Source organism: Acinetobacter sp. CIP 102637, from assembly GCF_000368425.1.
Classification (GTDB): domain Bacteria; phylum Pseudomonadota; class Gammaproteobacteria; order Pseudomonadales; family Moraxellaceae; genus Acinetobacter; species Acinetobacter parvus.
Map to the genome: position 1 here is coordinate 366,193 of NZ_KB849434.1, position 14,999 is coordinate 381,191.

The window sequence follows — 14,999 nt, forward strand, 5'->3', positions numbered from 1 at the left end:
CAAATGAGAATCAAGTGTATTCAGTATCTTATATTATAAAATGAGAAAAAAGTCCCTTTTTTATCAAAAGGGACTGAATGGGCTTACAAAACTCGTACCGCACCTTTTGCGGCACTGGTTGAATGCATCGCATAAATCTTCAAGGATTTAGAAACTTTACGTTTACGCTCTTCCACTGGATGCCAGCCTTTGGCTTCCTGTGCCGTACGACGGTGAGCCATCGTTGCATCATCTACATCAAGGTGAATGCTACGGTTCGGAATATCGATCTGAATGGTGTCACCATCTTCAACCAGACCAATCGCGCCACCCTCTGCCGCTTCTGGGGAAACGTGACCAATGGATAGACCTGAAGAACCGCCAGAGAAACGGCCATCGGTAATCAAGGCACAATCCTTACCCAAACCTTTTGATTTCAAGTAACTGGTTGGGTACAACATTTCCTGCATGCCTGGACCACCACGTGGGCCTTCATAACGAATGACAACGATGTCACCCGCCACAATCTTATGATCTAGAATCGCTTCAACCGCTGAATCCTGACTTTCAAACACGCGAGCCGTTCCCGTGAATTTAAGAATCGAATCATCCACACCCGCAGTTTTCACGATACAACCATCTAAAGCAATGTTGCCGTAAAGGACTGCCAAGCCACCATCTTTAGAGAAAGCATGTTCAGCATTACGGATCACACCTTTCTCACGGTCACCATCCAAAGTTGAATAATAACGGTTTTGTGAAAATGCCACTTGAGTTGGAACACCACCTGGTGATGAGCGATAAAACTCATAAACATCTGCATCTTCAGTGCGGATAATATCCCACTTGTCTAAAGCATCTTTGAGAGTAGGTTCATGTACCGTTGGGCAAGAGGTGTTCAGTAAGTGAGCACGATCGAGTTCACCCAAGATCGCCATGATACCCCCAGCACGGTGTACATCTTCCATATGCACATCCGACTTTGCAGGTGCAACTTTAGACAATACAGGTACTTTACGAGATAAATTGTCGATATCATCCATAGTGAAATCAACTTCTGCTTCATGTGCAGCAGCAAGCAAATGCAATACGGTATTGGTAGAACCACCCATTGCAATATCCAAAGTCATCGCATTTTCAAAAGCGGCTTTGGTTGCAATTGAACGTGGCAGAATGCTGTCATCATTTTGTTCATAATAACGCTTCGCAAGTTCAACGACTAAACGACCTGCTTTTAGGAATAGTTTTTTGCGGTTAGCGTGAGTTGCAACAATAGAACCATTACCCGGCAATGATAAACCTAAAGCTTCAGTTAAACAGTTCATTGAGTTTGCAGTAAACATACCCGAACATGAACCACACGTTGGACATGCCGAACGCTCAAATGCTGCAACTTCTTCATCGGTATAGCTTTCATCTGCTGCAACGACCATGGCATCAACTAAGTCGATTGCCTTTTCATCACCACGGAATTTGACTTTACCCGCTTCCATCGGACCGCCAGATACGAACACCACTGGGATATTCAAGCGCATTGCAGCCATCAGCATTCCTGGTGTGATCTTGTCACAGTTCGAGATACACACCATTGCATCGGCACAATGTGCATTCACCATGTATTCTACAGAATCGGCAATTAAATCACGTGATGGTAGTGAATACAGCATCCCGTCATGACCCATGGCAATTCCGTCATCAACGGCAATGGTATTAAATTCTTTTGCGACACCACCAGAAGCTTCAATTTCTCGTGCAACCAGTTGCCCTAAATCTTTAAGATGCACATGTCCAGGAACAAATTGGGTAAATGAATTGACCACCGCAATAATTGGTTTGCCAAAATCTTCATCTTTCATACCTGTCGCACGCCATAAACCGCGCGCGCCAGCCATATTTCTTCCATGTGTTGATGTTTTCGAACGATAATCAGGCATTTTTTATTCCCAACAAGTTTGTGCTCGAGAAGAATAGAACATTCTCTCTGGCGAAATGATACTGAGCTTTTCCCATCATACTACAAGTTATCGTTTAACTGATGACCAGCGAACCTATCTTTTTTTGTTCAAAGACAATTCCTTTCACCTAATTAGGGGCTAGTGGCTTTTTCGCTTATAATTTGCGATAAGTTTTATTTGGATTCCATTTGTGAAAATCATTTTTGCTGGTACGCCTGAATTTGCGGCAACCGCATTGGCGGCATTATTAAAAACATCACACCAGATCATTGCGGTTTATACCCAGCCTGACCGTAAATCAGGACGTGGACAAAAATTAACACCATCGCCTGTTAAACAATTGGCACTTGAACACAGTTTACCTGTCTATCAACCTTTGAATTTTAAAGCGTCTACTGAAGAAGGTTTGGCAGCTCGACAAGAACTTGCTGCTCTAGGCGCTGATGTCATGGTAGTCGCCGCTTATGGTCTGATCTTGCCACAAACAGTGTTAGATATGCCTAAATATGGTTGTTTAAACATTCACGGTTCTCTATTACCTCGTTGGCGTGGAGCAGCTCCGATTCAACGTGCAATCGCAACAGGAGATGCTGAAACAGGTATCACCATCATGCAAATGGCAGCAGGTTTGGACACAGGCGATATGATGTACAAAACCTATTGCCCAATTACTGCAGAAGATACCTCTGCAACCTTGCATGACAAGTTGGCAACTCAAGGTGCTGAAGCCATTTGTACCGTGCTTGAGTCAGAGCAAAGTTTGCAATCATTTATTGCCAAACGTGAAGTTCAAGATGAATCCCTGACGGTTTATGCACATAAATTAGTAAAATCAGAAGCACGTATTGATTGGACACAAACTGCAATCCAAATCGACCGCAATATTCGTGCGTTCAACCCTTGGCCTGTGGCTTTTATTCAATTGGATGAAAATAACGCCTTACGTGTTTGGAGTTCAATGCGCTCCGAGATCAGTAAAGCAAATGCTCAATTAGGTGAAATTCTTGCAATTGATAAGCAAGGCGTACATGTCGCTTGTGGTGAAAACAGTGTCGTGTGCTTAACCAGTTTACAGTGGTCAGGTGGTAAAGCGCTAAATCCTGTACAAATTGCCCAAACTCAAAAATTACATCTTGGACAAATTCTCCCATGAGCCAATCGAATCAATCATCTGCAAAAAATTTGAATCTGCGCGCACAAGTGGTCAAAACACTTTTGGCGGTTCAAAACGGGCAATCTTTGGCTTCTGTTTTAAATCAACATATCAATATCGTTTCTGAACGTGACCGTGGTTTATATCACGAACTTACTTTAGGTTGTTTACGCCAATGGTTTTCTTTAAAAGCAATTACCTTACCCTTACTTACGAAGCCATTGGACAATGAAGCGCTAGAAAGTTGTTTATATCTAGGTTTATATCAAATTTTATGTACGCGTATTCCTTTACATGCTGCGATTTCAGAAACGGTAAATGCAGCTAAGCAACTCGGTTTCGAACCCATGAGTGGTTTGGTCAATGCAATTCTGCGTCGTGTTTCACGTGAAACAGCTGAATTTGAAAGCGCTTTGAATAATACGCATGGTTTACCAAGCTGGTTATTCAAGCGACTTAAAAAAGATTGGCCTGAGCAAGCAGAAACTCTATGCCAAGCCTTAAAACAAGTGGCCCCTCTGACCCTGCGTGTCAATGAACGTCAAATCAGTCGTGATGAGTATCTTGATATTTTAGATGAAGAACAGATTGACGCCCGTCCTTGCACGCTTTCAGATGTGGGTATTGTTCTGGAACAAACAGGCAATATTACCCATTTACCAGGTTTTGAAGAAGGTGGTTTTTCTGTTCAAGATGAACATGCCCAATTGTGCGCGATGCTTTTACCCAATTTAGATAACCAAGTGGTTGTCGATGCCTGTGCTGCGCCAGGCGGTAAAGCTGCGCATATTCTTGAGCGATTTAACCCGAAAAAACTGATTGCGCTGGATCATGATGCCAAACGTTTACTGCGAGTTTCTGAAAATTTAGAACGTCTTGTATTAGATCAACATAATGTTGAGATCGTGACAGCTGATGCAACCACTTGGCAGGCACCAGAACCCGTTGATTGTATCGTGCTGGATGCGCCTTGTTCTGCAACAGGTGTGATTCGTCGCCACCCCGATATTCGCCTGCTCAGACAATCGACTGATATCGCACAGACAGTTGAATTACAAAAACAGATTCTTCAACAGATGTGGCAACAGCTCAAAGTTGGTGGAACGCTGTTGTATATCACCTGCTCCATTCTAAAAGCTGAGAATGAACAGCAAATGGCTGCATTCTTTGCGGAACATGCAGATGCAGAGGAAATCAAAATCGAAGCCAATTGGGGCATTGAACAGACCTATGGTCGTCAATTATTACCAACTGCACAATCAGGTGATGGTTTCTACTATTGTCAGATTAAGAAATTAGGCTAATAAAAAAGCAGGCTTCAAAGCCTGCTTTTTTTATTGATTTAATTCAAACAATTTAAATGGTTACGATTGCTGCTATTTCGCAGCATTTTCATCATAAAAAGCAAACAGGCTTTAACCTAATTATTTCAGAAAATCAGTTAATTTGGATAGCTCAAATACAATTATAATGGGTATTTTAAATGGCGATTCTGTCTAAACTCACTGATACACTGGCAATTAAAACAATTGAAGCCTATCAGCAACACCTCTCACCCATAAAGGGATTTAAATGCGCCGCGGGTCAGCTTTATGGTGGCACGACCTGTTCAGGTGCAGTCAAAAATATTGTCCAGAAACAGGGACTGATTTCAGGCCTGCCTGCGATCTACCGACAATTTTCCAGTTGCCATCAGGCTGCAAAAACCCTTGCTACATATCCCACCCAGCCCATGAATGCTTTCTGTTGCTGTGTCCTGCCGATTCCCTTGTAAATCTCCAGCTGATTTGAATTCGTATAAAAAACAGCCCTACATTGAGGGCTGTTTTTTTACTCATTTACTAAAGCGTATGCTGGTCTTTTACATCTTCCAGAACATCATCTGCTTCTTCTGGATGCTTCATCAGATGCAGAATGGACAAAACCAGCCCACCCCAAATAAAACCCATTGAAATAATCATCATAATAATAGCGGAAGTATTCATTCTACACTCCTAGCGATCTTTCATCTTGCTGAGCACCATTGCAACCACAGCACAGAAAATCACACTGCCCCATCCAAAGATGCCCAGTAAACTCATACTGTAGGTATCGTAACCATTTTTCACCAGATTAAATACCGTCATGCTTAAGGTGGTGAGCAGGATCAGTGAGGTAATCACGGTGAGGGTAAAATCCCATCCCTTGCCGAGTTGAATCGTTGAAATACGGTTGACATGGTCACGAAGCTCAAGCAGGGCTGAACGTTTAAACCACGCAATACTGATAATTGAAATCAATGCACCACCAATAATCCCGATGTTATTGATAAAGTGATCGACGATATCCACCAGTTTAATCGCATTCACACTTGAGAATAAGATCACTGAAACCAGTGCACTGCCCCCACCAATGATGGTTACTGCTTTCTTACGACCCCATTTCAACTTGTCCTGCATTGCCGCAATTGGCACTTCCAGAATACTGACCATGGAAGAAATACCCGCCACAAACAGTGAGGAGAAGAACAATAGACCAAATAGGTCAGCACCCGCACCCAGACTTGAAATGATTTTTGGGAATGCAATAAATGCAAGGCCAATACCACCACTGACCACATCCTGCACTTCCTTGCCTGCGGTATGCGCCATAAAACCCAATGCCGCAAAAATACCAATCCCCGCCAGAATTTCAGTTGACGCATTGGCAAAGCCAACGATTAAGCCAGAACCTGTCAAATTGGTTTTAGGCTTGAGATAGGAGGCATAGGTCACCATGATCCCGAAACCAACGGATAGCGAGAAGAATGTATGGCCATACGCCGCCAGCCACACTTTATAGTCCATCATCGCAGACCAGTTCGGAGTAAAGAATGCGTTTAAGCCCTCAACCGCACCAGGCAAACGTAGTGACTGAATCACAAGAATGGTGAACAGTACGAACAGCAACGGCATGAAAATCTTGTTGGATAATTCAACACCCTTTTTTACACCACCATATAGAATGACCAAGGTCAGCGCCCAGATTCCCACAATTGGCCAAAACAGGTGACTGACAAACTGAAAATCAAAACCCGTTGCCTTTGAAGTCTGTAAATAAGTATTGAAGAAGAAACTTTCTGGATCACTGCCCCACGCCTGACCGACTGAGAAATAGATATAACTTCCCGCCCAGGTCAGGACGCTGGCATAGTACAAACCAATAATGATACAGACACACACCTGCCACCAGCCAAGCGTCTCGCCGCCTTTAAACAGGGCACGGTAGGCTTTGGGTGGTGAATTACGCGCACGATGACCAGTTGCATAATCCAAGAATAAAAGAGGTAAACCAGCTGTAATCAGTGCGAGTAAATAGGGGATAAGAAACGCACCACCACCATTTTCGTAGGCAACATAAGGAAAACGCCAAATATTACCCAAACCTACAGCCGAACCAACGGCTGCAATAATAAAACCAGATCGTGATGTCCAGTTTTCACGAGAATCTGCCATATGACACCTAAATATATACCGCTGGCATTTTTCATACTGCGTTAGGTTTTATTATCCAACAGACATGAAAAGTGCCATAAAAATCCTGTTTTGCTTGCATGAAATTTCAACCTTGTGGGCCTCTCATTTTCATGAACAAACAAGCAAAAACCAAACCATCTTCCTTAAAGATTGGATTTTGTTTTTCTGCTTTTTAATAGCCGAACAATACCTGTTTTTATTTCTTTTTACTGTAATTTCTGTCTGAAAAATTATGTTTTTTAAATAATTGATTATTTTTCAACTGAATGTTATTTTAACCGTATAGTCAAATTATTGCCGTCCAGCATATAAAATATTCAAGTGAAATCCTCTTCCACCTACGCCTTTTGCATTTGTCCTTTTTATTTCCTTTTTAAAAAATTAAATTTAGATTACTGCATATTTTTCTGGATCACTATATGATTCGCCCAATCTTAGATGAATTCACAACAATTCATTACTTTTTTAGCGACTTAATTAGGAAAATTCAATGAAAGTATTAAAATTATCACTGCTTGCTCTAGGAATGGGCTTAAGCGGTTTGGCACAGGCAGATGTCATTGGTGTCAAGGGTGACCTAAGTTACTGGGCTTACGATGGTCAGGCCAACATGGCTGCGCAGACAGCGGCAAGTGATCAGGACCTTGAGCGTAAAGGTGCAGCCCAACTATCACTGGCAATCGAGCATCCTGTTCCACTTATTCCCAATGCCAAAATTCGCTATGTAAATTTAAAAACCCAAACTGAAAATGAAGTTGCTGGACAACCAGTCTATGACATTAACATGGATCATGCAGACTTCATTCTATACTATGAAATTCTGGATAATATCGTAAATGCAGATGTTGGTGTGGGTGCAACCACCCTGAACGGTCATGTCACCACTCTTGCTCTCAGGAAAACAGATATTGATAAGACCGTTCCTGTGATCTATGCAACAGCAGGTGCAAAACTTCCATTTACAGGTTTAAGTGCCAAGGGCGAGGTGCTGTATAGCAACTTCAATGATGCTAAGATCACCGATGCCCAGGCAGAACTACAGTACAACTTTATCGATAACCTACTGGTTGATGTGGGCTTAAAGGCAGGTTACCGTATTCTGGACATTAAATTGGACGACTACGAAAAAAATGACCTTAAATTTAATTTCAAGGGTCCTTATATTGGCTTAGATATCCATTTCTAAATATCAAGCCAGATTAAAAAGCGGAATCAAGTGATTCCGTTTTTTATATCTAAAACTATAGCTGAATACTTAATTTATCATCACACCTAAAACTATAGGAAATGAGGTTTTACAGATGTTTCCATGTGCTAATATTTTTAGAATTTAGCTATATAGATTCCTAAACCTCAATGTAAGCCGAAACCTACAACAATCGCAGAGATTGGCGAATATACCCATCTGGAGATTTTCACTATCATATAAAACATAGAGAGACAGGAAGTCTCATTCAGAACAACAAGATGCACAGGATGTGGTTGCTTATAGGAAATAAACGACAATAAACTGAATATAAAAGAAGCCCTGTCAGGATGATCGGGCTTCTTTTTTTTATTATTCTCACCCTGTAACAGAATTTGACAGGGTATCCATCGAGATACAATTCGCCGATGAAAACCCTACACTTTTCCTGCTTTTGCATTTTTAACCTAGAAATCAAATAATATTGAGGAATTTCACAATCTTCTTTGTTTATACTTTTCTGTATTTTCTTTTCGCATAAAAAAACACCCTCTCTGCTTTTGCGGAGGGGGTGTTTAGTATTTAAAAGCTGGCGATGACTTACTCTCACATGGCAAACGCCACACTACCATCAGCGCGAAGAGGTTTCACTTCTGAGTTCGGGAAGGGATCAGGTGGTTCACTCTTGCTATTGTCGCCAGCAAACTGTTGTGGTGTTTTGGGGTCTTATTGATCATGTTGTGTTTTCACTTCATGTCTGCCTTACTTACGAACCAAAGAGTTATTAACGGATTAGATATTGAGTCTAACTTTGTGTTCAGCATTTTAACTAGTTTTCACACTAAATCAAGTTATGTATTGAACTTATCTTGAATACAACAACTGTTTGGGTGTTGTATAGTCAAGCCTCACGAGCAATTAGTATTGGTCAGCTTCACACGTCACCGTGCTTCCACACCCAACCTATCAACGTCCTGGTCTCGAACGGCTCTTTAGAGGACATAAAGTCCTAGGGAAATCTTATCTTGAGGTAGGCTTCCCGCTTAGATGCTTTCAGCGGTTATCCCTTCCGAACATAGCTACCCGGCGATGCGACTGGCGTCACAACCGGTACACCAGAGGTTCGTCCACTCTGGTCCTCTCGTACTAGGAGCAGATCCTCTCAAATTTCCAGCGCCCACGGTAGATAGGGACCGAACTGTCTCACGACGTTCTAAACCCAGCTCGCGTACCTCTTTAAATGGCGAACAGCCATACCCTTGGGACCTGCTTCAGCCCCAGGATGAGATGAGCCGACATCGAGGTGCCAAACACCGCCGTCGATATGAACTCTTGGGCGGTATCAGCCTGTTATCCCCAGAGTACCTTTTATCCGTTGAGCGATGGCCCTTCCATACAGAACCACCGGATCACTAAGACCTACTTTCGTACCTGCTCGACTTGTGGGTCTCGCAGTTAAGCGCGCTTTTGCCTTTATACTCTACGCGTGATTTCCGACCACGCTGAGCGCACCTTCGTACTCCTCCGTTACTCTTTAGGAGGAGACCGCCCCAGTCAAACTACCCACCAGACATGGTCCTCGCCCCGGATTACGGGGCAGAGTTAGAACCTCAACATTACCAGGGTGGTATTTCAAGGACGGCTCCATTGGAACTAGCGTTCCAACTTCAAAGCCTCCCACCTATCCTACACAAGTAAGGTCAAAGTTCAATGTCAAGCTGCAGTAAAGGTTCACGGGGTCTTTCCGTCTAGCCGCGGGTACACTGCATCTTCACAGCGATTTCGATTTCACTGAGCCTCTGCTGGAGACAGCGCCGCCATCATTATGCCATTCGTGCAGGTCGGAACTTACCCGACAAGGAATTTCGCTACCTTAGGACCGTTATAGTTACGGCCGCCGTTTACTGGGGCTTCGATCAAGAGCTTCGCTTACGCTAACCCCATCAATTAACCTTCCAGCACCGGGCAGGCATCACACCCTATACGTCCACTTTCGTGTTTGCAGAGTGCTATGTTTTTAATAAACAGTTGCAGCGGCCTGGTTTCTGCGGCTGCCAACCGCTCAGGGAGCAAGTCCCATCACCGTCAGCAGCGTACCTTCTCCCGAAGTTACGGTACCATTTTGCCTAGTTCCTTCAGCAGAGTTCTCTCAAGCGCTTTGGTCTACTCGACCTGACCACCTGTGTCGGTTTCGGGTACGATTCCTGTGTAACTGAAGCTTAGAGACTTTTCCTGGAAGCATGGTATCAGCCACTTCACTGTACAAGTACAGCTTGCTATCGACTCTCAGCATAGAGCACCCCGGATTTGCCTAAGATGCATGCCTACTGTCTTCCACCTGGACAACCAACGCCAGGCTGACTTAACCTTCTCCGTCCTCTCATCGCATTACACAGAAGTATTGGAATATTAACCAATTTCCCATCGACTACGCCTCTCGGCCTCGCCTTAGGGGTCGACTCACCCAGCCCCGATTAACGTTGGACTGGAACCCTTGGTCTTTCAGCGAACGGGTTTTTCACCCGTTTTGTCGTTACTCACGTCAGCATTCGCACTTCTGATACCTCCAGCATACTTCTCAATACACCTTCTTCGGCTTACAGAACGCTCCCCTACCACGTAACTTAAAAGTTACATCCGCAGCTTCGGCACATAGTTTTAGCCCCGTTACATCTTCCGCGCAGGCCGACTCGACTAGTGAGCTATTACGCTTTCTTTAAAGGGTGGCTGCTTCTAAGCCAACCTCCTAGCTGTCTATGCCTTCCCACATCGTTTCCCACTTAACTATGATTTTGGGGCCTTAGCTGGCGGTCTGGATTGTTTTCCTCTTGACTACGGACGTTAGCACCCGCAGTCTGTCTCCCGGATAGTACTCATTGGTATTCGGAGTTTGCATCGGTTTGGTAAGTCGGGATGACCCCCTAGCCGAAACAGTGCTCTACCCCCAATGGTATTCGTCCGAGGCGCTACCTAAATAGCTTTCGGGGAGAACCAGCTATCACCAGGCTTGATTAGCCTTTCACCCCTATCCACAAGTCATCCCCTGGCTTTTCAACGACAGTGGGTTCGGTCCTCCAGTTAGTGTTACCCAACCTTCAACCTGCTCATGGATAGATCGCCTGGTTTCGGGTCTATACCCAGCAACTAAACGCCCTATTAAGACTCGATTTCTCTACGGCTCCCCTATTCGGTTAACCTCGCTACTGAATATAAGTCGCTGACCCATTATACAAAAGGTACGCAGTCACCGAACATGTCGGCTCCCACTGCTTGTATGCATGCGGTTTCAGGATCTATTTCACTCCCCTCACAGGGGTTCTTTTCGCCTTTCCCTCACGGTACTGGTTCACTATCGGTCAGTCAGGAGTATTTAGCCTTGGAGGATGGTCCCCCCATATTCAGACAAGGTTTCACGTGCCTCGCCCTACTCGTCATCATTATGTGTGCCCTTTCGTGTACGGGAATATCACCCTCTACGTTCGCACTTCCCAGAGCGTTCCACTAAAACACACATAACTTAATGGGCTACTCCCCGTTCGCTCGCCGCTACTAAGGGAATCTCAATTGATTTCTTTTCCTAAGGGTACTGAGATGTTTCACTTCCCCTCGTTCGCCTTGCAACACTATGTATTCATGTTGCAATACCTACCTTATGGTAAGTGGGTTCCCCCATTCAGATATCTCCGGATCACAGGATATTTGCCGCCTCCCCGGAGCTTTTCGCAGGCTATCACGTCTTTCTTCGCCTCTGACTGCCAAGGCATCCACCACATGCACTTAATTACTTGACTATACAACCCCAAACAGTCGCTAACCCTTACAAGTAAGGTTAGGACAGATTGCTATGCTCGTTTTTCAACTTACATCGCTCTCATCCAGTTTGTTGCTTCGTGAATTTAATCACCGTACAGCTTCAATCTAAATTCATATACCAAAACGCTTGATTCAGTGTTTTTGCTAGTTCTCATTTTGTTCTTTCGAACAAATGAGTGAACAATTTATTTCAGACTCAAATTCTAATCTGTTAATGATTAACTACCGCCTCGTCAGCGAATAGTAAACTGTGATAAATCACAGAAGTTAATAAATCTAAATCAATCTCTTGATTCACCTTATTTATTAAGTTCTATAATTTAAAAATATCTTTCACTACCATATTAGATCAGATACTACGCGCAGCATAGCTGCTTGTCTTGCGCTTCGGCAAAGCGTTGCTTTGCTGATCGAAGCTCTGGTGGAGACTAGGAGAGTCGAACTCCTGACCTCCTGCGTGCAAAGCAGGCGCTCTACCAACTAAGCTAAGTCCCCAGCTTACAATCATAATGAACGATATATCTTCTCATCTAGTAGCTTGTGATTATTCATCACTTCGTCAGTAGTGGTGGGTCTGACAAGACTTGAACTTGTGACCCCACGCTTATCAAGCGTGTGCTCTAACCAACTGAGCTACAGACCCTGAGAAATAAAAGAAGAGATCGTTGATCTCTTCTTTTATTTCGCAAGACAAGCGCAGCGCGTAGTGCACGACTTATCTCTAAAATTAAAAAAGAGAAACAATACTTTTTCTATCTTTCATTCGATATATCTCGAAGAACAACTTGTTGTGGATTCTTACCGATCGTCAATCTTTCGTTAAGGAGGTGATCCAGCCGCAGGTTCCCCTACGGCTACCTTGTTACGACTTCACCCCAGTCATCGGCCACACCGTGGTAAGCGTCCTCCCTAAGGTTAGACTACCTACTTCTGGTGCAACAAACTCCCATGGTGTGACGGGCGGTGTGTACAAGGCCCGGGAACGTATTCACCGCGGCATTCTGATCCGCGATTACTAGCGATTCCGACTTCATGGAGTCGAGTTGCAGACTCCAATCCGGACTACGATCGGCTTTTTGAGATTAGCATCCTATCGCTAGGTAGCAACCCTTTGTACCGACCATTGTAGCACGTGTGTAGCCCTGGCCGTAAGGGCCATGATGACTTGACGTCGTCCCCGCCTTCCTCCAGTTTGTCACTGGCAGTATCCTTAAAGTTCCCATCCGAAATGCTGGCAAGTAAGGAAAAGGGTTGCGCTCGTTGCGGGACTTAACCCAACATCTCACGACACGAGCTGACGACAGCCATGCAGCACCTGTATGTAGATTCCCGAAGGCACCAATCCATCTCTGGAAAGTTTCTACTATGTCAAGGCCAGGTAAGGTTCTTCGCGTTGCATCGAATTAAACCACATGCTCCACCGCTTGTGCGGGCCCCCGTCAATTCATTTGAGTTTTAGTCTTGCGACCGTACTCCCCAGGCGGTCTACTTATCGCGTTAGCTGCGCCACTAAAGCCTCAAAGGCCCCAACGGCTAGTAGACATCGTTTACGGCATGGACTACCAGGGTATCTAATCCTGTTTGCTCCCCATGCTTTCGTACCTCAGCGTCAGTATTAGGCCAGATGGCTGCCTTCGCCATCGGTATTCCTCCAGATCTCTACGCATTTCACCGCTACACCTGGAATTCTACCATCCTCTCCCATACTCTAGCTTCCCAGTATCGAATGCAATTCCTAAGTTAAGCTCAGGGATTTCACATCCGACTTAAGAAGCCGCCTACGCACGCTTTACGCCCAGTAAATCCGATTAACGCTCGCACCCTCTGTATTACCGCGGCTGCTGGCACAGAGTTAGCCGGTGCTTATTCTGCGAGTAACGTCCACTATCTCAGAGTATTAATCCAAGTAGCCTCCTCCTCGCTTAAAGTGCTTTACAACCAAAAGGCCTTCTTCACACACGCGGCATGGCTGGATCAGGCTTGCGCCCATTGTCCAATATTCCCCACTGCTGCCTCCCGTAGGAGTCTGGGCCGTGTCTCAGTCCCAGTGTGGCGGATCATCCTCTCAGACCCGCTACAGATCGTCGCCTTGGTAGGCCTTTACCCCACCAACTAGCTAATCCGACTTAGGCTCATCATTTAGCGCAAGGTCCGAAGATCCCCTGCTTTCCCCCGTAGGGCGTATGCGGTATTAGCATCCCTTTCGGAATGTTGTCCCCCACTAAATGGCAGATTCCTAAGCATTACTCACCCGTCCGCCGCTAAGATTAGGTGCAAGCACCCAATCCCCGCTCGACTTGCATGTGTTAAGCCTGCCGCCAGCGTTCAATCTGAGCCATGATCAAACTCTTCAGTTTAATATCATTTGTGCTTTATTCTAAGCACCAAATCTGGCTCATCAATTTTCTGACTAAAAATTCGCTCAAATAAACTTCGAGTAATTTCTACCATTCAATCAATGATAATATATCGATCAATCAATCAGTAAAAATCCACACAAGTTGTTCTTCTATTCTCTTAATGATCTTCTCACCGCTTCGTCAGCGATAAGTAAACGCAATGAATATCTAGCAACTTAACCGTTAAAGCTAAGTTCTTTTGCTTCATTGCGTTGGGATGTATGCATTATAGGAGATTTTTTTTGGTGCGCAAGTGTTTTCAAAGCACTGTTTTATTGAGTGTTGTTTTTTTACTCATAAAAATGTTTATATTTACCGCTATTTTATTTCATTTATATGAAAATAAAGCAGAAATATTTTATTTATATTTCTGTTTTGCTTTTTACTTTTTGTGTTTTATCTGAACACTGATAATTTTAATTGGTTGTTTTGGTACATTCTGGTGCATTCCATAGTTTCCAGTAGGTACTTTTACAATTTTATCGACAATGTCCATTCCCTTGGTGACTTTACCAAATACCGCATAACCTGCATCCATCGTTGAACGGTTGAGGAAGTTATTGTCAGCGACATTAATAAAGAACTGGCTTGTTGCAGAATTGGGATCACTGGTACGTGCCATTGCCAAAGTACCACGATTATTTTTCAGGCCATTACTCGCTTCATTTACAATAGGGGCCTTTGTGGTCTTCTCAATCATGTTTACATCCATGCCGCCACCCTGAATCATGAAACCTGGAATAACGCGATGAAAAATTGTTCCTGAATAGAAGTTACTCTTCACATAATTTTCAAAGTTCTTTGCTGATATAGGTGCTTGATCATCATATAGCTCTATTTCAATCGTCCCCATACTGGTTTTCATATCGACCAGCGTATTTGCAAATAAAGAACCACTTGCCAGAATTAGACTTGTTGCAATGAACAGCTTTTTCATAATTGCTTTTCTCGACCTGTAAAATAGATTTGTTGTAGCCCATCATCTTATGTTTTGCAAATCCATTTTTGCTATTTTTATTT

Annotated in this window: 8 protein-coding genes, 2 tRNA genes and 3 rRNA genes; 4 read left to right on the forward strand and 9 right to left on the reverse strand. The window is 44.0% G+C overall.

From position 1 onward, the window contains the following. Nucleotides 1-83: 83 nt before the first annotated feature. Nucleotides 84-1,913, reverse strand: coding sequence for a dihydroxy-acid dehydratase (ilvD, locus tag F967_RS02150; RefSeq protein ID WP_034428198.1), 1,830 nt, complete (start codon nt 1,911-1,913; stop codon nt 84-86). Between the two features lie 211 nt (nt 1,914-2,124). On the opposite strand from ilvD, the gene fmt reads away from it, so the two are divergent. From fmt to yidD, 3 genes are all read left to right on the forward strand, one after another. Next, complete coding sequence (gene fmt, locus F967_RS02155; RefSeq protein WP_004797878.1) at nt 2,125-3,087, forward strand: methionyl-tRNA formyltransferase; 963 nt, start codon at nt 2,125-2,127, stop codon at nt 3,085-3,087. Then, entirely contained in the window at nt 3,084-4,391 is a 1,308-nt protein-coding gene (rsmB, locus tag F967_RS02160; RefSeq protein WP_004797879.1) for a 16S rRNA (cytosine(967)-C(5))-methyltransferase RsmB, read from the forward strand. The genes fmt and rsmB overlap by 4 nt, the downstream gene beginning before the upstream one ends. 179 nt (nt 4,392-4,570) lie before the next feature. Then, nucleotides 4,571-4,861: a membrane protein insertion efficiency factor YidD gene (gene yidD, locus F967_RS02165; RefSeq protein WP_004679216.1), complete on the forward strand. Its 291-nt coding sequence runs from the start codon at nt 4,571-4,573 to the stop codon at nt 4,859-4,861. 67 nt (nt 4,862-4,928) lie between these two features. Here the strand turns inward: yidD and F967_RS13480 are convergent, their stop codons facing one another. Continuing rightward, nucleotides 4,929-5,072, reverse strand: coding sequence for a methionine/alanine import family NSS transporter small subunit (locus F967_RS13480; RefSeq protein WP_004797881.1), 144 nt, complete (start codon nt 5,070-5,072; stop codon nt 4,929-4,931). Between the two features lie 9 nt (nt 5,073-5,081). Then, entirely contained in the window at nt 5,082-6,560 is a 1,479-nt protein-coding gene (locus tag F967_RS02170) for a sodium-dependent transporter (protein ID WP_004756837.1), read from the reverse strand. A 511-nt stretch (nt 6,561-7,071) separates the two neighbouring features. Here F967_RS02170 and F967_RS02175 point away from each other — a divergent pair. Beyond that, the gene (locus F967_RS02175) at nt 7,072-7,767 is read left to right on the forward strand and encodes a TIGR04219 family outer membrane beta-barrel protein (RefSeq protein WP_004797884.1); all 696 of its coding nucleotides are present in this window, start codon (nt 7,072-7,074) and stop codon (nt 7,765-7,767) included. A gap of 587 nt (nt 7,768-8,354) precedes the next feature. On the opposite strand, the gene rrf is transcribed toward F967_RS02175, so the two are convergent. The 6 genes from rrf to F967_RS02205 form a co-directional block, all read right to left on the reverse strand. After that, nucleotides 8,355-8,469, reverse strand: a 5S ribosomal RNA gene (rrf, locus tag F967_RS02180). Nucleotides 8,470-8,664: 195 nt separating this feature from the next. Beyond that, nucleotides 8,665-11,558 (reverse strand): 23S ribosomal RNA (locus F967_RS02185). A 441-nt stretch (nt 11,559-11,999) separates the two neighbouring features. After that, nucleotides 12,000-12,075: transfer RNA gene (locus tag F967_RS02190), tRNA-Ala, on the reverse strand. 71 nt (nt 12,076-12,146) lie between these two features. Beyond that, nucleotides 12,147-12,223: transfer RNA gene (locus F967_RS02195), tRNA-Ile, on the reverse strand. A 177-nt stretch (nt 12,224-12,400) separates the two neighbouring features. Then, a 16S ribosomal RNA gene (locus tag F967_RS02200) occupies nt 12,401-13,937 on the reverse strand. The 16S, 23S and 5S rRNA genes sit together here with 2 tRNA genes alongside, the layout of an rRNA operon. Nucleotides 13,938-14,361: 424 nt before the next feature. Next, on the reverse strand, nt 14,362-14,916 hold the full coding sequence (locus F967_RS02205; RefSeq protein WP_004760300.1) for a peptidylprolyl isomerase: 555 nt from the start codon (nt 14,914-14,916) through the stop codon (nt 14,362-14,364). Nucleotides 14,917-14,999 lie beyond the last annotated feature (83 nt).

Excerpts from the sequence above, each read along its gene's own strand:
- ilvD (WP_034428198.1), bottom strand. The coding sequence starts at position 1,913 with ATGCCTGATTATCGTTCGAAAACATCAACACATGGAAGAAATATGGCT.
- rsmB (WP_004797879.1), top strand. The coding sequence starts at position 3,084 with ATGAGCCAATCGAATCAATCATCTGCAAAAAATTTGAATCTGCGCGCA.
- yidD (WP_004679216.1), top strand. The coding sequence starts at position 4,571 with ATGGCGATTCTGTCTAAACTCACTGATACACTGGCAATTAAAACAATT.
- F967_RS13480 (WP_004797881.1), bottom strand. The coding sequence starts at position 5,072 with ATGAATACTTCCGCTATTATTATGATGATTATTTCAATGGGTTTTATT.
- F967_RS02170 (WP_004756837.1), bottom strand. The coding sequence starts at position 6,560 with ATGGCAGATTCTCGTGAAAACTGGACATCACGATCTGGTTTTATTATT.
- F967_RS02175 (WP_004797884.1), top strand. The coding sequence starts at position 7,072 with ATGAAAGTATTAAAATTATCACTGCTTGCTCTAGGAATGGGCTTAAGC.
- F967_RS02205 (WP_004760300.1), bottom strand. The coding sequence starts at position 14,916 with ATGAAAAAGCTGTTCATTGCAACAAGTCTAATTCTGGCAAGTGGTTCT.